20 protein-coding genes are annotated in these 20,501 nt (G+C 58.5%); 14 read left to right on the top strand and 6 right to left on the bottom strand.

Annotation, left to right across the window (positions count from 1 at the left end):
- Window positions 1–158: 158 nt before the first annotated feature.
- A complete protein-coding gene (locus KGB21_RS17845) occupies window positions 159–647 on the bottom strand; it encodes a DUF3015 domain-containing protein (RefSeq protein WP_020798660.1) in 489 nt (162 codons plus the stop codon).
- Window positions 648–926: 279 nt separating this feature from the next.
- Between KGB21_RS17845 and KGB21_RS17840 the strand changes: the two genes are divergently transcribed.
- Both KGB21_RS17840 and KGB21_RS17835 read left to right on the top strand, forming a co-directional pair.
- Window positions 927–3,365 carry a Lon protease family protein gene (locus KGB21_RS17840; protein ID WP_034148216.1) on the top strand — a complete coding sequence of 813 codons (2,439 nt, stop codon included), beginning with the start codon at window positions 927–929 and terminating at the stop codon, window positions 3,363–3,365.
- A gap of 314 nt (window positions 3,366–3,679) precedes the next feature.
- Window positions 3,680–4,021 (top strand): hypothetical protein, encoded by a 342-nt coding sequence (locus KGB21_RS17835; RefSeq protein ID WP_223506054.1) that lies wholly within the window; start codon window positions 3,680–3,682, stop codon window positions 4,019–4,021.
- A 5-nt stretch (window positions 4,022–4,026) separates the two neighbouring features.
- Here KGB21_RS17835 and KGB21_RS17830 read toward each other — a convergent pair whose 3' ends face one another.
- Window positions 4,027–5,856 carry a hypothetical protein gene (locus KGB21_RS17830; RefSeq protein ID WP_223506052.1) on the bottom strand — a complete coding sequence of 610 codons (1,830 nt, stop codon included), beginning with the start codon at window positions 5,854–5,856 and terminating at the stop codon, window positions 4,027–4,029.
- Between the two features lie 171 nt (window positions 5,857–6,027).
- Between KGB21_RS17830 and KGB21_RS17825 the strand changes: the two genes are divergently transcribed.
- The 3 genes from KGB21_RS17825 to KGB21_RS17815 all read left to right on the top strand — a co-directional run bounded on the left by KGB21_RS17825 (window position 6,028) and on the right by KGB21_RS17815 (window position 7,777).
- On the top strand, window positions 6,028–6,516 hold the full coding sequence (locus KGB21_RS17825) for a TIGR00645 family protein (RefSeq protein ID WP_034148219.1): 489 nt from the start codon (window positions 6,028–6,030) through the stop codon (window positions 6,514–6,516).
- Between the two features lie 213 nt (window positions 6,517–6,729).
- Window positions 6,730–7,038, top strand: a complete 309-nt coding sequence (locus tag KGB21_RS17820; protein WP_223506049.1) for a DUF6482 family protein — start codon at window positions 6,730–6,732, stop codon at window positions 7,036–7,038.
- Window positions 7,039–7,159: 121 nt separating this feature from the next.
- Complete coding sequence (locus tag KGB21_RS17815; protein ID WP_034148221.1) at window positions 7,160–7,777, top strand: FKBP-type peptidyl-prolyl cis-trans isomerase; 618 nt, start codon at window positions 7,160–7,162, stop codon at window positions 7,775–7,777.
- Window positions 7,778–7,888: 111 nt separating this feature from the next.
- Here KGB21_RS17815 and KGB21_RS17810 read toward each other — a convergent pair whose 3' ends face one another.
- The 3 genes from KGB21_RS17810 to KGB21_RS17800 all read right to left on the bottom strand — a co-directional run bounded on the left by KGB21_RS17810 (window position 7,889) and on the right by KGB21_RS17800 (window position 9,832).
- Window positions 7,889–8,146: a hypothetical protein gene (locus KGB21_RS17810; protein WP_034148222.1), complete on the bottom strand. Its 258-nt coding sequence runs from the start codon at window positions 8,144–8,146 to the stop codon at window positions 7,889–7,891.
- Window positions 8,147–8,353: 207 nt separating this feature from the next.
- Window positions 8,354–8,695 (bottom strand): zinc ribbon domain-containing protein YjdM, encoded by a 342-nt coding sequence (locus tag KGB21_RS17805; protein WP_034148223.1) that lies wholly within the window; start codon window positions 8,693–8,695, stop codon window positions 8,354–8,356.
- 168 nt (window positions 8,696–8,863) lie between these two features.
- Complete coding sequence (locus KGB21_RS17800) at window positions 8,864–9,832, bottom strand: polyprenyl synthetase family protein (RefSeq protein ID WP_015096895.1); 969 nt, start codon at window positions 9,830–9,832, stop codon at window positions 8,864–8,866.
- Between the two features lie 240 nt (window positions 9,833–10,072).
- On the opposite strand from KGB21_RS17800, the gene rplU reads away from it, so the two are divergent.
- From rplU to KGB21_RS17775, 5 genes are all read left to right on the top strand, one after another.
- Window positions 10,073–10,387 (top strand): 50S ribosomal protein L21, encoded by a 315-nt coding sequence (rplU, locus tag KGB21_RS17795; protein ID WP_003176051.1) that lies wholly within the window; start codon window positions 10,073–10,075, stop codon window positions 10,385–10,387.
- Between the two features lie 35 nt (window positions 10,388–10,422).
- Window positions 10,423–10,680, top strand: coding sequence for a 50S ribosomal protein L27 (gene rpmA, locus KGB21_RS17790; RefSeq protein ID WP_003281574.1), 258 nt, complete (start codon window positions 10,423–10,425; stop codon window positions 10,678–10,680).
- Between the two features lie 195 nt (window positions 10,681–10,875).
- Window positions 10,876–12,099, top strand: coding sequence for an Obg family GTPase CgtA (cgtA, locus tag KGB21_RS17785; protein WP_034148224.1), 1,224 nt, complete (start codon window positions 10,876–10,878; stop codon window positions 12,097–12,099).
- 137 nt (window positions 12,100–12,236) lie between these two features.
- Complete coding sequence (gene proB, locus KGB21_RS17780) at window positions 12,237–13,355, top strand: glutamate 5-kinase (protein ID WP_034148225.1); 1,119 nt, start codon at window positions 12,237–12,239, stop codon at window positions 13,353–13,355.
- A gap of 12 nt (window positions 13,356–13,367) precedes the next feature.
- A complete protein-coding gene (locus tag KGB21_RS17775) occupies window positions 13,368–13,835 on the top strand; it encodes a CreA family protein (protein ID WP_223506047.1) in 468 nt (155 codons plus the stop codon).
- A 179-nt stretch (window positions 13,836–14,014) separates the two neighbouring features.
- Here KGB21_RS17775 and rpsT read toward each other — a convergent pair whose 3' ends face one another.
- Window positions 14,015–14,293: a 30S ribosomal protein S20 gene (gene rpsT / locus KGB21_RS17770; RefSeq protein ID WP_020798646.1), complete on the bottom strand. Its 279-nt coding sequence runs from the start codon at window positions 14,291–14,293 to the stop codon at window positions 14,015–14,017.
- Between the two features lie 252 nt (window positions 14,294–14,545).
- Between rpsT and murJ the strand changes: the two genes are divergently transcribed.
- From murJ to lspA, 4 genes are all read left to right on the top strand, one after another.
- Window positions 14,546–16,084: a murein biosynthesis integral membrane protein MurJ gene (murJ, locus tag KGB21_RS17765; protein WP_223506045.1), complete on the top strand. Its 1,539-nt coding sequence runs from the start codon at window positions 14,546–14,548 to the stop codon at window positions 16,082–16,084.
- A 129-nt stretch (window positions 16,085–16,213) separates the two neighbouring features.
- Window positions 16,214–17,164 (top strand): bifunctional riboflavin kinase/FAD synthetase, encoded by a 951-nt coding sequence (gene ribF / locus KGB21_RS17760; RefSeq protein WP_034148228.1) that lies wholly within the window; start codon window positions 16,214–16,216, stop codon window positions 17,162–17,164.
- Window positions 17,165–19,996, top strand: a complete 2,832-nt coding sequence (gene ileS / locus KGB21_RS17755) for an isoleucine--tRNA ligase (protein ID WP_223506043.1) — start codon at window positions 17,165–17,167, stop codon at window positions 19,994–19,996.
- Window positions 19,989–20,501: a signal peptidase II gene (lspA, locus tag KGB21_RS17750; RefSeq protein WP_034148230.1), complete on the top strand. Its 513-nt coding sequence runs from the start codon at window positions 19,989–19,991 to the stop codon at window positions 20,499–20,501. Before ileS ends, lspA begins: the two co-directional genes overlap by 8 nt.

Here is a 20,501-nt window from a genome sequence, read left to right as displayed (position 1 = left end):
TCTGTAGGAGCCGGCTTGCTGGCGATGGCATCAACACGGTTTTTCAGATACACCGCGGTGATGCCATCGCCAGCAAGCCGTCTCCTACAATTGGACGATATGGCCGAAAGTCCAAAAAATAAAACCCGCTTCCCGAAAGAAGCGGGGTGCGGTCGAGCTTAAGCCTGAGTCGCGTACTTGGCCAGACGAGGATCGCTCTTCAGGACGGCCAGGGTGTTGGTATGCACATCTTCCGCGGTCACGTCAGCCTTGCTGAAGATCTGCTGGAAGTGCTCGTGAGTGACAGCGGCGAAGTGCGCACGGTCTTCCGGCGCCACGCCCAGTACCACGGCGTAGGTGGTCAGCGCTTCGCCCTGACCTTTAGCCATGTCTTCGGACAGTTCATTCATCATGCCATTCATGGCAAACCAGGATTTGCCGCCATAGGTCAGCGACGCATTGGTCGAGCAACCGTTGGTGCCGGAAGTCATACCGAAAGTCGCGTTGCCGGAAGTGCCGTTGGTGGTGGATGCCAGGAAGTGAGCTGGAGTGCCACGCTGACCTTCGAACAGCATGTTGCCCCAACCGCAATCCGGGCCGCCTGGCGCCTGAGCCATGGCGTTGATGGAAACAGCGGTGAAGAGAGTACCGAGAAGAATCCGTTTCATAGCTTTGTTCTCTTTGTGTGCATACCAATGGACAAGGGGTGCTGGCGCCTATCTGACGCCAGTTGGGCCGGTTATTAGTCCAGCCGCGCAGTTTGGAGTTTAGGCACGATCCCGGGGTTCCGTGATTTTTTGCAAAACATTCAACGTAAACATTGATTTGGCCCCGGCCCGCCTGGGGCTGGTGGGTTGTCTATGCTTTGCCTTGAGGCGCGCCTTGCAAGTGAGGTATGGGCAGCGCCAGAATGCCGCTATCTGCCCCGCCTGATGTAAGGAAGCCCGATGCCTGATCCTGTTGCTGCCAGCTTGCGTCTAGCGCCTGAAGCGCTGACTCGTCCGTTTTCCGCTGAACAGTTCAGCTTCTCTACCACCAATGATCTGGAGCCCTTTCGCGGTGTGCTTGGCCAGGAACGTGCGGTCGAAGCCTTGCAGTTCGGTGTGGCCATGCCACGCCCCGGTTACAACGTGTTCGTCATGGGCGAACCGGGCACTGGCCGGTTTTCGTTCGTCAAACGCTACCTGAAAGCCGAAGGCAAACGCCTGCAGACCCCGGCGGACTGGGTTTACGTCAATAATTTCGATGAGCCGCGCGAGCCTCGCGCACTGGAACTGCCGTCGGGCACTGCCGGTGCCTTCATCGGTGACATCAACGGCCTGATCGACAACCTGCTGGCAACCTTTCCTGCGGTGTTCGAACACCCGTCCTACCAGCAAAAGAAAAGCGCCATCGACCGCGCGTTCAATCAGCGCTACGACAAGGCGCTGGACATAATCGAACGCCTGGCGCTGGAGAAAGACGTCGCGCTCTACCGCGATGCCAGCAACATTGCGTTCACGCCGATGCTCGAAGGCAAGGCGCTGGACGAGGCGGAATTCGCCCAATTGCCCGAGGCCGAGCGCGAGCGCTTCCACGAGGATATTTCCAATCTCGAAGAGCGTCTGAACGAAGAGCTGGCGAGTTTGCCGCAATGGAAGCGCGAGTCGAGCAATCAACTGCGCCACCTCAACGAAGAAACCATCACCTTGGCCCTGCAGCCGTTGCTGTCGCCGTTGTCGGAGAAATACGCCGAGAACGCCGCGGTGTGCGGTTACCTGCAAGCGATGCAGGTGTATTTGCTCAAGACCGTGGTCGAGCAGTTGGTGGACGACAGCAAGACCGACGCGGTTGCGCGCAAATTGCTGGAAGAACAATACGCGCCGAGCCTGGTGGTCGGTCATTCGGCCAGTGGCGGTGCGCCTGTGGTGTTCGAACCGCACCCGACCTACGAAAACCTCTTCGGCCGCATCGAATACAGCACTGACCAAGGCGCGTTGTACACCACGTACCGGCAGCTGCGACCGGGTGCATTGCACCGGGCCAACGGCGGTTTCCTGATCCTCGAAGCGGAAAAAATGCTCAGCGAGCCGTTCGTGTGGGACGCGCTGAAACGCGCCCTGCAGTCGCGCAAGCTGAAAATGGAATCGCCGTTGGGCGAGATGGGCCGTTTTGCCACCGTCACATTGAATCCGCAGCACATTCCGTTGCAGGTCAAAGTCGTGATCATTGGCGCCCGTTCGCTCTATTACACGCTGCAAGACCTCGATCCGGACTTCCAGGAGATGTTCCGCGTCCTGGTGGATTTCGATGAAGACATCCCGATGGTCGATGAGAGTCTGGAGCAGTTCGCCCAGTTGCTGAAAACCCGTACTTCGGAAGAAGGCATGGCGCCGTTGACCGCCGATGCCGTAGCGCGTCTGGCGACCTACAGCGCGCGGCTGGCCGAGCACCAGGGGCGTTTGTCGGCGCGGATTGGTGATCTGTTTCAACTGGTGAGCGAGGCCGATTTCATCCGTCACCTGGCCAATGACGAAATGACCGACGCCGGTCACATCGAGCGAGCGCTCAAGGCCAAGGCGACCCGCACCGGCCGTGTGTCGGCGCGGATTCTCGATGACATGCTGGCCGGGATCATCCTGATCGACACCGATGGCGCCGCCGTCGGCAAGTGCAACGGTTTGACGGTGCTGGAGGTCGGCGACTCGGCTTTCGGTGTGCCGGCGCGGATTTCCGCCACGGTGTATCCGGGCGGCAGCGGCATCGTCGACATCGAGCGTGAGGTCAACCTCGGTCAGCCGATTCACTCCAAAGGCGTGATGATTCTCACCGGGTATCTGGGCAGCCGTTACGCCCAGGAGTTCCCGCTGGCGATTTCCGCGAGTATCGCCCTGGAGCAGTCCTACGGTTACGTGGATGGCGACAGTGCGTCGCTGGGCGAAGCCTGCACGCTGATTTCGGCGCTGTCGAAAACCCCACTCAAGCAGTGCTTTGCGATCACAGGTTCGATCAACCAGTTCGGTGAAGTGCAGGCGGTAGGCGGAGTAAACGAGAAGATCGAAGGTTTCTTCCGTCTTTGCGAAGCCCGCGGGCTGACCGGTGAACAGGGGGCGATCATTCCTCAAGCCAACGTCGCCACGCTGATGCTCGACGAGAAAGTGCTGGCCGCGGTGCGCGCGGGGCAGTTCCACGTCTACGCGGTGCGCCAGGCCGACGAGGCCTTGAGCCTGTTGGTCGGCGAGCCGGCGGGTGAGCCGGATGAGAACGGTGAATTCCCTGAAGGCAGCGTCAACGCCCGGGTGGTGGAGCGCCTGCGGGTGATTGCGGAAATGATCAGCGAGGAAGATCTGAAAGAAGCCGAAAAAGAAATGGCGGTCGAAGCGCTGGTGGAGGCCAAACCGGCTTGAATCTGAGGCTCACACCGATCTACTTGTAGGAGCAAGCTTGCTCGCGATAGCGGTCTGACATTCAACGTTGTGGTGTCTGACACACGGCCATCGCGAGCAGGCTCGCTCCCACATTTTTATCCGGTGTATTCAAAACAAACGCCACAACTCTGACGCCAAACTTCACACAGTGACCATTCGGCGCCTTCTGGCCTTACTTGACGTGCTAGTCAGACTTTTCTTCTATTCTCTGCTCAGGGATATCGACAGTAATCACTGGATCGAGACAGCCTTCCCGTGGAGGTTGAATACCGGATCTACCGAGGGTCGCCGCCATGTCGCGCAACCTCTGCCTCACCCGACAATGCCTGGGTCTTGTGACCCGTATCGAATGCGCCGTCCGTCCACTGGCTGGGGATAAAGGCATGTGGACGTTGCTCTTCGCCGCCGGAATGGCCGGCGAACAACCATCAGCCGTTAAAGCCCAAGGCCCATTTCATGGCCCTTTCGTGGCGGAATCCATCCTCGACACCATCGTTGAAAGCCTGACGCTGCATGGCTATGAACTGGCCGATGATCCGCAGATCTGGTGCCTGCACCTGCAAGCCCAGCTGCGGGAAATCAACGGAGGCCGTTGCCGGAACGTCAATGGTTTCGAATTCCGGCCTGAGCACTGAACAGGTTACTGAGCCAGGTGGGACATATCCGCCTTGTCGAGCTTGACCTCGTAACCATATTGCACGGTGGCGAGGTCGGTTCGCTGATAGCTTTCCAGGCGTGTGGGTTGACCGTAAAAATAATGCACGGCGAATAACGCCGGGCCATCCGTGCTCGCCTGGTGGGTCACCGCGAGGATTTCCTTGAGGTAGTTGCCGCTGTCGTCCCTGGCGAAAAAACGCCAGTCCTGATCGGGAAACACTTTCAGATCCACCACCAGCGCGTTGCCCTTGAGCTCCAGGCCTTTGGGCAGTTGATGGGCGTCGAAAGCTTTTTGGTCCACCGTGGCGAGGAACAACGGTATGGAACCCACGACGTAAGCCGGGGTTTCCGGAAACAGGTTCAGGTCATAGGTAATAGTGCCGCGCAGGGGATCAACTTGATAGGCCTCCGGCGGCAGCTCAATCGGCTCGTCGCGTTTGCCGCTGGAGTCCTCGGTGAAAAAACTGACCGGGCTATCACCGGCGCTGAAAGACGTGCCGAGCAGCTCATCATTGAAGGTTCTGAGGTGACTGAACTCGACTCGCGCAGCGCTGGGGTCCTCCACTGATTGCGTGATGCTGACACCTTTTTTCAGTTGTTCCTCGGTCAGCGTCGCGCCTTTAAGCCACGTCGGGGCCTGGTCGTCGTACACCACCACCGGCAAATTCAACGGCTGGATGGTTTTCGCCGTGGTAGTGCGGTCGAAGCGCCGGACCGGCAGGTTCAAGTCCTTGCGCGTCACCGTCGCGGCGGAAAAATCCAGCAGGCTGACTTCGAGGGTTTCGATCGGTCCGTTGAAATACACTTTCGAGTAACGGTGGGTCTGTTGTTTTTCGAAGTTGCGGTGTTCTTCGTCGAGCTGCTTTTCGAACGCGTCGCTCCAGACGTTCTGTTGCTGCATTTTCTCCAGCTGTCGCTGATAGAAGGCAATTTGCTCGGCGGTTTCATTGATGGAACCAGAGCGCGTGAGGAATTGCCCCGTGACGTCCCTGGCCTGGACGATCAGTGGATTCAGCGGGATTTCCCCTACCTCGGGGGCTGGTGGCGCGCTGTTGTTGAACTCGATTTCGGCGTAGTTGTTGGTCAGCTTCAGCAACTTGACGCTGAGGTTGTCGTTGACGCGCGTCTGGCCAACGTCCTTTTTCGTCAGATCGAAACTATAGAGTCGATTCGGCGCAATGACTTCCACCTTGCCTTGCAGGCTCACCGGTTGCGGCTGGTTCTTGATGTCGACATCGAGGCCTTCGATGAACGGGTAGGCCACCGTCAGATCATCGGGATTGGTCAGGTTGGAGCTCGACGGACTCAGCTGAATGCCGGGATCGGTTTCTGACCATTCCGGCTGGAAGGCGATGACGCGTTTGTTGCTCAAGGTCACTGATTGCCATTCCAGGCCATGGGGAAACAAAAACGCCGCCGGAATGCTGAAGTTGAAAGGAAACACCGGTTGCAGGTCCGTCAGGTAATCGGAGCTGGATTCTTTGTGCAGCACGAACAGGCCGTTGATGTAGGTGTCGACCAAGGCCTGCGGCGAAGGGTAGTGCTTGAGCACGGCGAGGGCGTCTTCGCCGTATTCGGCGACCACGGGTTTGCTGTCGAGCTTGAGTTGTGCGCGCTCCAGCAATAACAGTGAGCCGCCAAGCTCGGCCACGGCATCCTTGAGTTTCGGGTCCTGGATCGCATCAAGAGACTTCTCGAACTGCGCAGTCCTTTCATCAAGGCTGACCTGACGCTTCTCGTCGCTGGGCGAGCAAGCGCTCATCAGCAGCGCGAGGCAAATTCCGGCACTCGTTAAGGGCAATCGCACATCCATTTCCAGTCTTCCTGTCCGATGTCATTGCGCTGTCAATGGTTTGGACACTAGCAGAAAAACTTTGACACATAGGCGCAGGTGGCGGATTTACCAACGGTTTATGGCCCGCTTCTGGGTATAGACAGGTGGCTGTTATACTCGCGGCCATTTTCAGACCACGTGTGAGATTCAATGGAACGCTTTATCGAAAACGCAATGTATGCCTCCCGCTGGCTACTGGCACCGATCTACTTTGGCTTGTCCCTTGGCCTGTTGGCGCTGGCACTGAAATTCTTCCAGGAAGTTTTCCACGTCATCCCTAACGTCTTTTCGATGGCCGAATCGGACCTGATCCTGGTGCTGCTGTCGCTGATCGACATGGCGCTGGTGGGCGGTTTGCTGGTGATGGTGATGATTTCCGGCTACGAAAACTTCGTTTCCCAACTGGATATCGACGACAACAAGGAAAAGCTCAACTGGCTGGGCACCATGGACTCTTCTTCGTTGAAGATGAAGGTGGCGGCCTCCATCGTGGCGATTTCCTCGATTCACCTGCTGCGGATCTTCATGGACGCCAAGAACGTCGATCCCGAGCATCTGAAGTGGTACGTGATCATCCACATGACCTTCGTGGTATCGGCCTTCGCCATGGGCTACCTGGATAAGCTCACCAAGCATTGACTGCACAAGCTCCCTTGTGGCTAGCAAGCTCGCTCCCGCTGGATTGCGAAGCAGTCCCCTTCTTTATGGGGCGGCAACACAACCCAGCGCGAGCAACCCCGCCACAGTGGATGTGCTCAAAACAGACGGGCGGCACCGTTTGCGGGTTGTACTTTGCTGCTCCGAGGCATATCCCTGTAAGGGTCTTGGCTCGCCACTGTGTGAGGTGCGTTCATGAACCTGCAAGAATTGAATGCCTATGCCGTCGCCGGGAAGGTCGATGAGCTGAACCTGATCTCGATGGAAGGTGGGATTTATCTGCTCGAGGCGCGGATGCATGGCGCGGCGTATCCGTTGAACGATACGCATGGTCATACCATGAGTTTGCGTTCGGTTGAGCATGCCCGGGATGTCCTTCGCTCCTTTCCCAAGCTGAACTTCAACCTGGTGCACACCTTGGTGCATGACGAAATGTGCGGGCTCGGCGGCATTGAAGAAAGTCTGAAGGTGCCGATCGACATCCGTTCCACGCGACAGGCCTGACGGCCCTCATCAACACTATGGCATCTGTGCTAGTCTGCTGGCCCTTTTGGTTCCGGGCGCTCCGGGACGCGCTGTGCACGCACGGCAAGTTCCCGGGCCGTCCGCACAGCGGAGCAGTGTCATGTCCGAAGTAAATCTGTCCACCGACGAAACCCGCGTCAGCTACGGTATTGGCCGTCAGCTGGGCGACCAACTGCGCGACAACCCGCCCCCGGGCGTGAGCCTGGACGCAATCCTGGCCGGCCTGACCGACGCATTCGCCGGTAAGCCAAGCCGTGTGGGTCAGGAAGAAATGTCCGCCAGCTTCAAGGTCATCCGCGAAATCATGCAAGCCGAAGCAGCAGCCAAGGCTGAAGCGGCCGCTGGCGCTGGCCTGGCTTTCCTGGCTGAAAACGCCAAGCGTGACGGCATCACCACCCTGGCTTCCGGCCTGCAATTCGAAGTGCTGACTGCTGGTGAAGGCGCCAAGCCATCCCGTGAAGACACCGTGCGTACTCACTACCACGGTACCCTGATCGACGGCACCGTGTTCGACAGCTCCTACGAGCGTGGCGAGCCTGCAGAATTCCCGGTTGGCGGCGTGATCGCTGGCTGGACCGAGGCCCTGCAACTGATGAATGCTGGCAGCAAATGGCGTCTGTACGTGCCGAGCGAACTGGCTTACGGCGCTCAAGGCGTTGGCAGCATTCCGCCGCACAGCGTACTGGTGTTCGACGTCGAGCTGCTCGACGTTTTGTAATCCCGTCGACGTGTAGAAGCCGGCTTGCTGGCGATCCAAGCATCTCGGTGTTTCAGTTGCACCGCGGTGATGCAATCGCCAGCAAGCCGGCTCCTACAGGTTTTGCGTGACTCATATTTCGATCTTGTGATGCATTTCGTGCGACGGGCGCAGCGCCCGGGCATAGCAGAACAGAAACAGATTTCGCACCAGTTCCTTGAGCACCACCGGCTCGCTGGAACTTAAGCCGTTGACGTCCAGATCACCCTGATCCTGTAATTCGTTCAAGGCTTCTTCCTCAAGCACCGCACAGACTTCCCCGGTTTCCCGATGCAGGATCCTGAGGTAGGGGTGTGGGCGGTCCAGCCACGCGTCGATCAAATAAGTCATGCCTCATCTCCATTGATTTGGGTTTCAATGAGAATAATTCTTATTCATCAAATAGCAAGGGCCTATTGGCGGATTACGATTTTTTCAGGGTAAAGATTGAGTAAGGTCAAAACAGCTGGCGTTTGGCTATCGCGAGGATTTGTTGGGCAAGGCGGGGGAGGGTGACGCACCATCCCGCGACAGGTCGCGGGATGGAATACAGCAGAATCAGACTTTTCTGACGAACTCGGATTTGAGCTTCATCGGGCCAATGCCGTCAATCTTGCAGTCGATGTCGTGATCGCCATCGCACAAACGGATGTTTTTCACCTTGGTGCCGACCTTGACCACCAGCGACGTGCCTTTGACCTTGAGGTCCTTGATCACTGTGATGGTGTCGCCGTCTTGCAGGACGTTGCCCACCGAATCCTTTTTCACCGCGTCATCGGACGTAGCTTCGGCTTCGCCGCTGGCGGACCATTCGTGGGCGCACTCCGGGCAGATCAGCTGGGCGCCGTCTTCATAGGTGTATTCGGAATTGCATTTCGGGCAGGGTGGCAACGTGCTCACTAAAGCTCCTTGGATTCAGGATCGCTAAAAAGCGCACATTATATAGGGTTTTAGGCGGGAGGGGGCGGGGACCTGTAGGAGCCGGCTTGCTGGCGATGCATACGCCTCGGTGTGCCTGGAACACACCGCAGCTGCGATCGCCAGCAAGCCGGCTCCTACAAGGGTGAATCAGTGCGTGCGGGCTACCGCGAACTCACTCAACTCAACCAACGCATCGCGATACTCGCTGGCCGGCAGCGCTTCGAGGCATTTGATCGCACGGGCCACGTAGTCGCGGGCCAGTTGCGCGGTGTATTCCAGCGAACCCGAGGCTTCCACGGCTTCGCGGATGCTTTCCAGGTCTTCGATGCCGCCTTTCTGGATCGCCTTGCGCACCAGGGCTGCCTGTTCCGGCGTGCCTTCGCGCATGGTGTAGATCAGCGGCAGGGTCGGTTTGCCCTCGGCCAGATCGTCGCCGACGTTCTTGCCCAGGGTCTCGGCATCGCCTTTGTAATCCAGCAGGTCGTCGACCAGTTGGAAGGCAACACCCAGGTGATCGCCAAACGTGCGCAGGGCTTCAGCCTGTTCCGGCGTGGCTTCGCACAGGGCCGCAGCACTGTGGGTCGAGGCCTCGAAGAGCATCGCAGTCTTGCCGCGGATGACTTCCATATAGGTTTCTTCGGTGGTGCTGGCGTCACGGACTTTCGACAGCTGCAACACTTCGCCTTCGGCGATGATGCGCGTGGCTTGCGAGAGGATTTTCATCACTGGCATGGACCCCAGTTCGACCATCATTTCGAAAGAGCGCGAATACAGGAAGTCGCCCACCAGGACGCTGGGTGCGTTGCCCCACATGGCATTGGCGGTCGAGCGGCCACGGCGCATGCCGGACATGTCGACCACGTCGTCATGCAGCAGGGTGGCGGTGTGCAGGAATTCGATGGTCGCGGCCAAAAGTCGCAGGTCGTCGCCTTCGCGGCCAAGAGCCTTGCCACACAGCAGCACTAATAAAGGACGAAGGCGTTTGCCGCCGGCCGAGGTAATGTAGTCGCCGATTTTCGATACAAGCGGCACTCGGGAAGTCAGCTGCTTCTTGATGATGCCGTCGACGGCGCTAAAATCGTCCGCCACCGCGCGGTAGAAAGCTTGGGGTTGCATCAGCGACAGTCGCTCCAGAAGGGTTGCGCGGCATGCTAGGACTCACGTCCGGGCCTGTCAAGGCGCGATGGACGGCCTATTGCAAGGCGCTCGTGCCTTGCGTACAATCGCGCACCCTGAACTTCCTGGGCAGCACCTGCCTTACGCAATTGCAAGCGGGCCTTCCAGCCCCATGCAGCCATGCCAGCCAATACCTCTTCTTATAAAGAGCTGGGTGAGCAGGATTATCGGAGAAATACCATGTCTTATGCAGTAATCGTTACTGGCGGCAAGCAGTACAAAGTCGCCCCAGGTGAATACCTGAAGATCGAAAAACTGGAAATCGCTACCGGCGAATCCGTTACCTTTGATCGCGTTCTGTTGGTTGCCAATGGCGACGACGTGAATATCGGCGCTCCAGTTGTTGCTGGCGCTACCGTTGTGGCTGAAGTGATCTCCCAAGGTCGTCACGATAAAGTCCGCATCATCAAGTTCCGTCGCCGTAAGCACCACATGAAGCGTATGGGCCACCGCCAGTGGTACACCGAGATCAAAATCACCGGTATTCAGGCTTAATTTCAGCCTAATTCCTCACTAGGAGAATTGAACTCATGGCACACAAAAAAGCTGGTGGTAGTACCCGTAACGGTCGCGACTCAGAAGCCAAACGCCTTGGCGTGAAGATGTATGGCGGCCAGGCTATCAAAGCAGGCAACATCATCGTGCGTCAGCGCGGCACCCAATTCCACGCTGGCTACGGCGTTGGCATGGGTAAAGATCACACCCTCTTCGCTAAAGTCGAAGGCGTGATCAAGTTCGAAGTAAAAGGCGCCTTCGGTCGTCGTTACGTGAGCGTAGTCGCGGCTTAATCGCGCGATCGCTGGAAAAGCCCTGTCTCGCGACGGGGCTTTTTCGTTTGTGGGGTGAGTCTCTTGCAAAGCTGTTTGTATGGGCTGTCGGCGTACGATGTAGATGTCGTGTTTTGGGGTCGCTGCGCTCATTTTTGCAAGAGTCTTATGTCTTGATTGTTTTTCGGCTCGTCCGTATGGCGAGAGGCGTTTGTTATGAAGTTTGTTGATGAAGTATCGATTCGCGTAAAGGCTGGTGATGGCGGCAATGGCGCCATGAGTTTCCGTCGGGAAAAATTTATCGAGAACGGTGGCCCGAACGGCGGTGATGGCGGTGATGGCGGTTCCATCTACATGATGGCCGACGAAAACCTCAACACCCTGGTGGACTACCGTTACACCCGGCACTTCGATGCCGAGCGTGGCTCCAACGGCGGCAGCACCGACTGCACCGGCAAGAAGGGTGAAGACCTGATCCTGCGCGTTCCGGTCGGCACCACGGTGATCGACTCCGCGACTCAGGAAGTCATCGGCGACCTGACCAAGGCTGGTCAGAAATTGATGGTGGTGCAGGGTGGCTGGCACGGTCTGGGCAACACCCGTTTCAAATCCAGTACCAACCGTGCACCGCGCCAGACCACTCCGGGCAAGCCGGGTGAGCAGCGCGACCTGAAGCTGGAAATGAAAGTTCTGGCTGACGTAGGTCTGCTGGGTTTGCCGAACGCCGGTAAAAGTACCTTTATCCGCTCGGTTTCGGCTGCCAAGCCTAAAGTTGCTGACTATCCGTTCACCACACTGGTGCCGAACCTGGGTGTGGTCAGCGTCGATCGCTGGAAAAGCTTCGTGGTTGCGGACATTCCGGGTCTGATCGAAGGTGCTTCCGATGGCGCGGGCCTGGGGATTCGTTTCCTCAAGCACTTGTCGCGTACCCGTTTGCTGCTGCACCTCGTGGACATGGCGCCACTGGATGAAACCAGTGCACCGGATGCCGCTGAAGTGATCGTCAATGAGCTGATCAAGTTCAGTCCGTCCCTGGCGGAGCGTGATCGTTGGCTGGTCCTGAACAAGTGCGACCAGATTCTTGATGAAGAGCACGATGCTCGCGTCAAGGAAATCGTTGATCGTTTGGAGTGGACTGGTCCGGTCTACGTGATCTCGGCTATTGCCAAGCAGAACACCGAGCGTCTGTGCCACGACATCATGCGTTACCTGGAAGATCGTGCCGATCGCCTGGCCAACGACCCAGCCTACAAGGAAGAGCTGGCAGATCTCGATCAGCGCATCGAAGACGAAGCTCGCGCGCAACTGCAGGCGCTGGATGACAAGCGTGCCCTGCGTCGCAGCGGCGTGAAGTCGGTCCACGACATCGGTGACGATGATTGGGATGAAGAAGATGTGGATGACGAAGACGGTCCGGAAATCATTTACGTGCGTGACTGATTCGTTGCGATAAACTTAAGCGCCGCTCAATTGAGCGGCGTTTTAGTATCTGCAAATCGATCGTTGGTCACGAATAACCACGAATAACGTCACGGGCAGTGCCAGGTCGCGCTGTCCTCAAGCTAAGGTTGAAGATGATGCGGAGCAAGGTGACAGGTGCGCAGCGTTGGGTCGTGAAGATCGGCAGCGCTTTGCTGACAGCGGACGGCAAAGGCCTGGATCGCGCAGCAATGGGTGTCTGGGTAGAGCAGATGGTGGCCTTGCATGAGGCGGGTGTCGAGTTGGTGCTGGTGTCCTCCGGGGCGGTGGCGGCCGGCATGAGCCGTCTGGGCTGGACCGCTCGACCCAGTGCGATGCACGAGCTTCAAGCTGCTGCTGCAATCGGCCAGATGGGCTTGGTGCAGGCCTGGGAGTCGAGCTTTGCCGAGCATGGTCGGCACACTGCGCAGATTCTCCTGACTCACGATGATCTGTCTGACCGCAAGCGCTACTTGAACGCTCGCAGTACCTTGCGCGCGTTGGTTGAGTTGAAGGTCATTCCGGTGATCAACGAAAACGACACTGTGGTCACCGACGAAATCCGTTTCGGCGACAACGATACCCTGGCGGCGCTGGTGGCCAACCTGGTCGAGGCTGACTTGCTGGTGATCCTGACGGATCGCGATGGCATGTTCGACGCTGATCCGCGCAACAATCCAGATGCCCAGCTGATTTACGAGGCCCGTGCCGATGATCCGTCGCTCGATGCGGTGGCGGGCGGTACGGGTGGTGCGCTGGGGCGTGGCGGCATGCAGACCAAGCTGCGTGCGGCGCGTCTGGCGGCGCGTTCCGGTGCTCATACGATCATCGTGGGTGGGCGTCTTGAGCGTGTGCTGGATCGCCTCAAGGCGGGCGAACGCATCGGCACCTTGCTCTCGCCTGAGCGCGGCATGCTGGCGGCGCGCAAGCAGTGGCTGGCCGGGCATCTGCAAACCCGTGGCACCCTGGTGCTCGATGAGGGTGCGGTGACGGCGTTGTCGCAAGGCAACAAGAGCTTGCTGCCGGTGGGTGTGAAACTGGTTCAGGGTAGCTTCCGTCGTGGTGAAATGGTGGTCTGCGTGGCGCCGGATGGTCGTGAGATTGCCCGTGGCCTGGCTAACTACAGTGCGCTGGAAGCGCAAAAAATCATCGGTCAGTCGTCTGAGGCGATTGTCGGTTTGCTGGGTTACATGGCGGAGCCAGAGCTGGTTCATCGCGATAACCTGATTCTGGTCTGAAGGAATACCTGAATGCGTGTAGCAAAAGGACTATTGGGGTTGCTGCTGGCGGTGCCTCTGCTGGCCTCGGCCGAGGAAATTGGCCGGGTGTCGACGGTGTTCAAATTCGTCGGCCCGAACGACCGGATCGTCGTCGAGGCGTTTGACGATCCGAAGGTCGAAGGTGTGACCTGCTACCTGTCGCGCGCCAAGACTGGTGGTGTGAAGGGTGGTTTGGGGTTGGCCGAAGATCGAGCCGAGGCTTCCATTGCTTGTCGCCAGGTCGGGCCCATCAGCTTCAAGGGTGAGCTGAAGGATGGTGACGAGGTGTTCAAGGAGCGCACGTCCCTGGTGTTCAAGACCATGCAGGTGGTGCGTTTCCTGGACAAGAAGCGCAATACGCTGGTGTATCTGGTGTATAGCGATCGTTTGATCGAGGGCAGTCCGCAGAATGCCGTGACGGCGATTCCGATCTTGCCGTGGGCGCCAGTCCAGCAATAACAACGCTAAACCATTGTAGGAGTGAGCCTGCTCGCGAAAGCGGTGTGCCAGTCACACTTGATGTCGACTGACACGTCGTTATCGCGAGCAGGCTCACTCCTACATTTTTTGCGGTGATTTTCTAAATCGCAGGCAATAAAAAACCGACCCTGAGGTCGGTTTTTTAATGAACGCGTCGCTTAGGCAGCAGCGGCAACGTTCAGGGCCTTTACGTGGCCATTCAGGCGGCTCTTATGACGAGCAGCCTTGTTCTTGTGGATGATGCCTTTATCGGCCATACGGTCGATAACTGGCACAGCCAGAACGTAAGCAGCTTGAGCTTTTTCAGCGTCTTTTGCGTCGATGGCCTTAACTACATTCTTGATGTAGGTACGAACCATGGAACGCAGGCTGGCGTTGTGGCTGCGACGCTTCTCAGCCTGTTTTGCACGTTTTTTGGCGGAAGGTGAGTTGGCCACCGTCGAGCTCCTCGAAAGACTTTTTAGGAAATAGCAAACAAAATAGGCCGCGAATCATGCCGATGAGTTGAGGTGTTGTCAAGGGCGGTTGAGACGTTCCGCTAAGTGGTAGGTGCTGCACGACTGGATATTTCTTTCCAGCGTACGACCTGTAAACTCGCGAGCTTTGGCTCAGTGCTGTTGCGGCGCGGAGTATCGCATAAGTAGGCGCATTGTTCGCCTGCTGTTTATCGACAGGCACAAACTCTTTCAATGAATCTGCTCAAATCGTTGGCCGCCGTCAGCTCTATCACGATGATTTCCCGGGTTCTGGGGTTCGTTCGTGACACCCTCATTGCGCGCATATTTGGCGCGGGAATGGCGACCGACGCCTTCTTCATTGCCTTCAAATTGCCCAATCTGTTGCGGCGAATCTTTGCCGAAGGGGCTTTTTCCCAGGCGTTCGTGCCGATTCTCGCGGAATACAAAAGCCAACAGGGCGATGAAGCGACGCGAACATTTATTGCCTACGTTTCGGGCCTGCTGACACTGGTTTTGGCTTTAGTCACTGTGCTGGGCATGATTGCCGCGCCGTGGGTGATCTGGGTGACAGCGCCGGGTTTCACCAATACTCCGGAAAAATTCGAGCTGACCTCCAGTCTGCTGCGGGTAACATTTCCCTACATATTGCTGATCTCCTTGTCTTCGTTGGCGGGCGCGATCCTCAACACCTGGAACCGTTTTTCGGTGCCGGCATTCGTGCCGACCCTGCTTAACGTCAGCATGATCATCTTTGCGCTGTTCCTGACGCCGTACTTCGATCCACCGGTCATGGCGCTGGGTTGGGCGGTATTGGCGGGCGGCCTGGCACAACTGCTCTATCAACTGCCGCATCTGAAAAAGATCGGCATGCTGGTGCTGCCGCGCCTGAATCTGCGCGACAGCGGCGTCTGGCGGGTGATGAAGCAGATGCTGCCGGCGATACTCGGCGTGTCGGTGAGTCAGATCTCGCTGATCATCAACACTATTTTTGCCTCGTTCCTGGTCGCCGGCTCCGTGTCGTGGATGTACTACGCCGACCGTTTGATGGAGCTGCCGTCCGGTGTGCTCGGCGTGGCGTTGGGGACGATTCTGTTGCCAACCCTGGCCAAGACCTACGCCAGCAAGGATCGCCAGGAGTACTCGCGCATCCTCGATTGGGGCCTGCGCCTGTGCTTCGTGCTGGTGTTGCCTTGCGCTCTGGCGTTGGGGATTCTGGCTGAGCCACTGACGGTCTCGTTGTTCCAGTATGGTCAGTTCGATGCACATGACGCGGCCATGACCCAGCGTGCCTTGATTGCGTATTCGGTCGGTTTGCTCGGGATTATTGTGATTAAAGTGCTGGCTCCTGGCTTTTATGCGCAACAAAACATCCGCACGCCGGTAAAAATTGCGATTTTCACGCTGGTCGTCACGCAGCTGTTCAACCTGGTGCTGATCGGCCCGCTGGCTCACGCAGGTCTGGCACTCGCCATCAGCGCCGGAGCCTGTCTCAATGCCGGGCTGCTCTTCTATCAACTGCGCAAGCAGCAGATGTATCAGCCGCAACCGGGTTGGGCCAAGTTCAGTTTCAAGCTGGTAATCGCGGTCACGGTGATGTCCGCAGTATTGCTGGCCGGGATGCACTTCATGCCGGCCTGGGGCGAGGGGCAGATGCTTGAACGCTTCCTGCGCCTGGGTGCCTTGGTGGTCGCTGGTGTGGTGGCGTATTTCGGCATGTTAGTGTTGATGGGCTTCCGCTTGCGCGACTTCAATCGCAAGGCGCTTGGCTGAGGTCAAGGCCTCGATAAGTACGGGCGGGCCGGCGTTTTTGTCGGCTCGATTACTTTGGGATACGGTGTTGCCTGTCGTCGGCCGCCGGGTGTGGTTATAATCGACCACTTTATGAGCAAGAAGCGCGTTATGCAGCTGGTTCGAGGCCTCCACAATCTGCGCCCCCAGCATCGGGGCTGTGTCGCCACTATTGGCAACTTTGACGGTGTACACCGTGGCCACCAGGCTATCCTGGCGCGGCTGCGTGAGCGTGCGCTCGAGTTGGGCGTGCCCAGCTGCGTGGTGATTTTCGAGCCGCAGCCGCGAGAGTTTTTCGCGCCGGACACTGCGCCTGCCCGACTGGCACGCTTGCGCGACAAGCTTCAGCTGCTGGCCGCCGAAGGGGTCGACCGGGTCCTGTGCCTGGCCTTCAACCAACGCCTGAGCAAGCTCAGCGCCAGTGAGTTCGTCGATACCATTCTGGTTGACGGCCTCGGCGTGCAGCACCTTGAAGTCGGCGATGACTTCCGTTTCGGCTGTGACCGGGTAGGGGATTTCGATTTCCTGCAACAGGCGGGCGTCATGCAGGGCTTTACCGTCGAAGCGGCGCAGACCGTCGAGCTCGACGGCATTCGCGTCAGCAGCACCCAGGTGCGTAATGCACTGGCTGCCGCTGACTTTGCCCTCGCCGAACGCCTCCTCGGGCGCCCGTACCGGATTGCCGGTCGCGTGCTGCACGGCCAGAAACTGGCGCGGCAGTTGGGTACGCCCACCGCCAACATTCAGCTCAAGCGCCGTCGCGTACCGTTGACCGGGGTTTATCTGGTCAGCGTCGACCTCGACGGCAAGACCTGGCCAGGTGTCGCCAATATCGGCGTGCGGCCCACGGTCCAAGGGGATGGCAAAGCCCACCTCGAAGTCCATCTTTTAGATTTTGCCGGCGATCTGTATGACCGGCGTATGACGGTGGTTTTCCACCAAAAGCTGCGTGAAGAGCAGCGTTTCGCCTCTCTGGAGGCGCTTAAGACGGCGATCAATGCGGATGTCGCCGCCGCCCGTGCCCTGTCGCACCTAGCGCCAATCGCTAATGAAGAGCCTTAAATGACCGACTATAAATCCACGCTAAACCTTCCGGACACCGCCTTCCCAATGAAGGCCGGCCTGCCACAGCGCGAACCGCAGATTCTGCAGCGCTGGGACAGTATTGGCCTGTACGGAAAGTTGCGCGAGATTGGCAAGGATCGTCCGAAGTTCGTCCTGCACGACGGTCCTCCGTATGCCAACGGCACGATTCACATCGGTCACGCACTGAACAAGATTCTCAAGGACATGATCATCCGCTCGAAGACCCTGTCGGGCTTCGACGCGCCTTATGTTCCGGGCTGGGACTGCCACGGCCTGCCGATCGAGCACAAAGTCGAAGTGACCCACGGCAAGAACCTGGGCGCGGACAAGACCCGCGAACTGTGCCGTGCCTACGCCACCGAGCAGATCGAAGGCCAGAAATCCGAATTCATCCGTCTGGGCGTGTTGGGCGACTTCGCCAACCCGTACAAGACCATGGACTTCAAGAACGAGGCCGGTGAAATCCGTGCCCTGGCTGAAATCGTAAAAGGCGGTTTTGTGTTCAAGGGCCTCAAGCCCGTGAACTGGTGCTTCGACTGCGGTTCGGCCCTGGCCGAAGCGGAAGTCGAGTACGAGAACAAGAAGTCCTCGACCATCGACGTGGCGTTCCCGATCGCCGACGAAGCCCAACTGGCTGCCGCGTTCGGTCTGCCAGCGCTGACCAAGCCTGCTTCGATCGTGATCTGGACCACCACCCCGTGGACCATCCCGGCCAACCAGGCGCTGAACGTCCACCCGGAATTCAACTACGCCCTGGTCGATGTCGGGGACAAGCTGCTGGTGCTGGCCGAAGAGCTGGTCGAATCCTGCCTGGCGCGCTACTCGCTGGAAGGTTCGGTCATTGCGACCACCACCGGTAAAGCGCTGGAGCTGATCAACTTCCGTCACCCGTTCTACGACCGTCTGTCGCCGGTTTACCTGGCTGACTACGTTGAACTGGGCGCGGGCACGGGCGTGGTTCACTCCGCACCGGCCTACGGTGTGGACGACTTCGTGACCTGCAAGAAATACGGCATGGTCAACGACGACATCCTCAATCCGGTCCAAAGCAACGGCGTTTACGCGACCTCGCTGGAATTCTTCGGCGGGCAGTTCATCTGGAAGGCCAACCCGGCCATCGTCGACAAGCTGACCGAAGTCGGTGCGCTGCTGCACACCACCATCATCGAACACAGCTACATGCACTGCTGGCGCCACAAGACTCCGCTGATCTATCGCGCCACCGCGCAATGGTTCATCGGCATGGACAAGCAGCCAACCACCGGCGACACCCTGCGCCAGCGTTCGATCAAAGCCATCGAAGACACCAAGTTCGTTCCGACCTGGGGCCAGGCGCGCCTGCACTCGATGATCGCCAACCGTCCGGACTGGTGCATTTCCCGTCAGCGCAACTGGGGCGTGCCGATCCCGTTCTTCCTGAACAAGGAAAGCGGCGAGCTGCACCCACGTACCGTTGAGCTGATGGAAGAAGTCGCCAAGCGCGTCGAAGTCGAAGGCATCGAAGCCTGGTTCAAGCTGGATGCCGCCGAACTGCTGGGCGCTGAAGCACCGCAGTACGACAAGATCAGCGACACACTCGACGTCTGGTTCGACTCGGGCACCACGCACTGGCACGTCCTGCGCGGTTCGCACCCGATGGGCCACGAAAGCGGTCCACGCGCCGACCTGTACCTGGAAGGTTCGGACCAGCATCGCGGCTGGTTCCACTCGTCGCTGCTGACCGGTTGCGCCATCGACAACCACGCCCCGTACCGCGAGCTGCTGACCCACGGTTTCACCGTCGACGAGTCTGGCCGCAAGATGTCCAAGTCCCTGGGCAATGTGATCGCGCCACAAAAAGTCAACGACACCCTGGGCGCCGACATCATGCGTCTGTGGGTTGCGTCGACCGATTACTCGGGTGAAATGGCGGTTTCCGAGCAGATCCTGCAACGCAGTGCGGACGCCTACCGGCGTATCCGTAACACCGCGCGCTTCCTGCTTTCCAACCTGACCGGTTTCAACCCGGCCACCGACTTGCTGCCGGCCGAAGAAATGCTCGCGCTGGACCGTTGGGCTGTGGATCGCACCCTGTTGCTGCAACGCGAGTTGCAAGAGCACTACGGCGAGTACCGCTTCTGGAACGTCTACTCGAAGATCCACAACTTCTGCGTGCAGGAGCTGGGCGGTTTCTACCTCGATATCATCAAAGACCGTCAGTACACCACTGGCGCCGACAGCAAGGCTCGCCGTTCCTGCCAGACCGCGCTGTTCCACATCTCTGAAGCGCTGGTTCGCTGGATCGCGCCGATCCTGGCGTTCACCGCTGACGAACTGTGGCAATACCTGCCGGGCGAGCGTAACGAATCGGTCATGCTCAACACCTGGTACGAAGGTCTGACCGAACTGCCGGAAGGCTTCGAGCTGGGTCGCGCCTACTGGGATCGCATCATGGAAGTGAAGGTCGCGGTCAACAAAGAGATGGAAATCCAGCGTGCGGCCAAGGCCGTCGGTGGCAATCTGCAAGCCGAAGTCACGTTGTTTGCCGAAGACGCCCTGACTGCCGATCTGGCCAAGCTGAGCAACGAACTGCGTTTCGTATTGATCACTTCGACCGCCAGCGTTGCGCCTTTTGTTCAGGCGCCAGCGGACGCGGTAGTCACCGAAGTCAGCGGTTTGAAGCTGAAAATCGTCAAGTCGGCCTTCGCCAAGTGCGCCCGTTGCTGGCACTGCCGTGAAGACGTCGGCGTGAACCCGGAGCATCCGGAAATCTGCGGCCGTTGCGTCGACAACATCAGCGGTGCGGGCGAGGTACGTCACTATGCCTAATGCCGTTGGCCGTTTCGGACGGCTGGGCTGGCTCTGGTTGAGCTTGTTGGTTCTGGTCATCGACCAGGCCAGCAAGTTCTACTTCGAAGGCAAGCTCGAGATGTATCAGCAAATCGTGGTGATTCCCGATTTGTTCAGCTGGACCCTGGCCTATAACACCGGTGCGGCGTTCAGCTTCCTGGCCGACAGCTCCGGCTGGCAACGCTGGCTGTTTGCCCTGATCGCCGTGGTGGTCAGTGCGGTGCTGGTGGTGTGGCTCAAGCGTCTGGGGCGCAACGAGACCTGGCTGGCCATTGCGCTGGCGCTGGTGCTCGGCGGTGCGCTAGGCAACCTGTATGACCGCATTGCCCTGGGCCATGTGATCGATTTCATCCTGGTGCATTGGCAGAACAGCTGGCATTTCCCGGCGTTCAACTTTGCCGACAGTGCAATCACTGTGGGCGCTGTCATGCTGGCACTGGATATGTTCAAAAGTAAAAAGACCGGAGAAGCCGTTCATGACTGA

Source organism: Pseudomonas sp. GL-RE-29 (assembly GCF_019947275.1).
GTDB classification, from domain to species: Bacteria; Pseudomonadota; Gammaproteobacteria; order Pseudomonadales; family Pseudomonadaceae; genus Aquipseudomonas; species Aquipseudomonas fluorescens_A.
This window is presented reverse-complemented; position numbering and strand designations above follow the sequence as displayed.

Excerpts from the sequence above, each read along its gene's own strand:
- KGB21_RS17845 (WP_020798660.1), bottom strand. The coding sequence starts at position 647 with ATGAAACGGATTCTTCTCGGTACTCTCTTCACCGCTGTTTCCATCAAC.
- KGB21_RS17840 (WP_034148216.1), top strand. The coding sequence starts at position 927 with ATGCCTGATCCTGTTGCTGCCAGCTTGCGTCTAGCGCCTGAAGCGCTG.
- KGB21_RS17835 (WP_223506054.1), top strand. The coding sequence starts at position 3,680 with ATGTCGCGCAACCTCTGCCTCACCCGACAATGCCTGGGTCTTGTGACC.
- KGB21_RS17830 (WP_223506052.1), bottom strand. The coding sequence starts at position 5,856 with ATGGATGTGCGATTGCCCTTAACGAGTGCCGGAATTTGCCTCGCGCTG.
- KGB21_RS17825 (WP_034148219.1), top strand. The coding sequence starts at position 6,028 with ATGGAACGCTTTATCGAAAACGCAATGTATGCCTCCCGCTGGCTACTG.
- KGB21_RS17820 (WP_223506049.1), top strand. The coding sequence starts at position 6,730 with ATGAACCTGCAAGAATTGAATGCCTATGCCGTCGCCGGGAAGGTCGAT.
- KGB21_RS17815 (WP_034148221.1), top strand. The coding sequence starts at position 7,160 with ATGTCCGAAGTAAATCTGTCCACCGACGAAACCCGCGTCAGCTACGGT.
- KGB21_RS17810 (WP_034148222.1), bottom strand. The coding sequence starts at position 8,146 with ATGACTTATTTGATCGACGCGTGGCTGGACCGCCCACACCCCTACCTC.
- KGB21_RS17800 (WP_015096895.1), bottom strand. The coding sequence starts at position 9,832 with ATGCAACCCCAAGCTTTCTACCGCGCGGTGGCGGACGATTTTAGCGCC.
- rplU (WP_003176051.1), top strand. The coding sequence starts at position 10,073 with ATGTCTTATGCAGTAATCGTTACTGGCGGCAAGCAGTACAAAGTCGCC.
- rpmA (WP_003281574.1), top strand. The coding sequence starts at position 10,423 with ATGGCACACAAAAAAGCTGGTGGTAGTACCCGTAACGGTCGCGACTCA.
- cgtA (WP_034148224.1), top strand. The coding sequence starts at position 10,876 with ATGAAGTTTGTTGATGAAGTATCGATTCGCGTAAAGGCTGGTGATGGC.
- proB (WP_034148225.1), top strand. The coding sequence starts at position 12,237 with ATGCGGAGCAAGGTGACAGGTGCGCAGCGTTGGGTCGTGAAGATCGGC.
- KGB21_RS17775 (WP_223506047.1), top strand. The coding sequence starts at position 13,368 with ATGCGTGTAGCAAAAGGACTATTGGGGTTGCTGCTGGCGGTGCCTCTG.
- murJ (WP_223506045.1), top strand. The coding sequence starts at position 14,546 with ATGAATCTGCTCAAATCGTTGGCCGCCGTCAGCTCTATCACGATGATT.
- ribF (WP_034148228.1), top strand. The coding sequence starts at position 16,214 with ATGCAGCTGGTTCGAGGCCTCCACAATCTGCGCCCCCAGCATCGGGGC.
- ileS (WP_223506043.1), top strand. The coding sequence starts at position 17,165 with ATGACCGACTATAAATCCACGCTAAACCTTCCGGACACCGCCTTCCCA.
- lspA (WP_034148230.1), top strand. The coding sequence starts at position 19,989 with ATGCCTAATGCCGTTGGCCGTTTCGGACGGCTGGGCTGGCTCTGGTTG.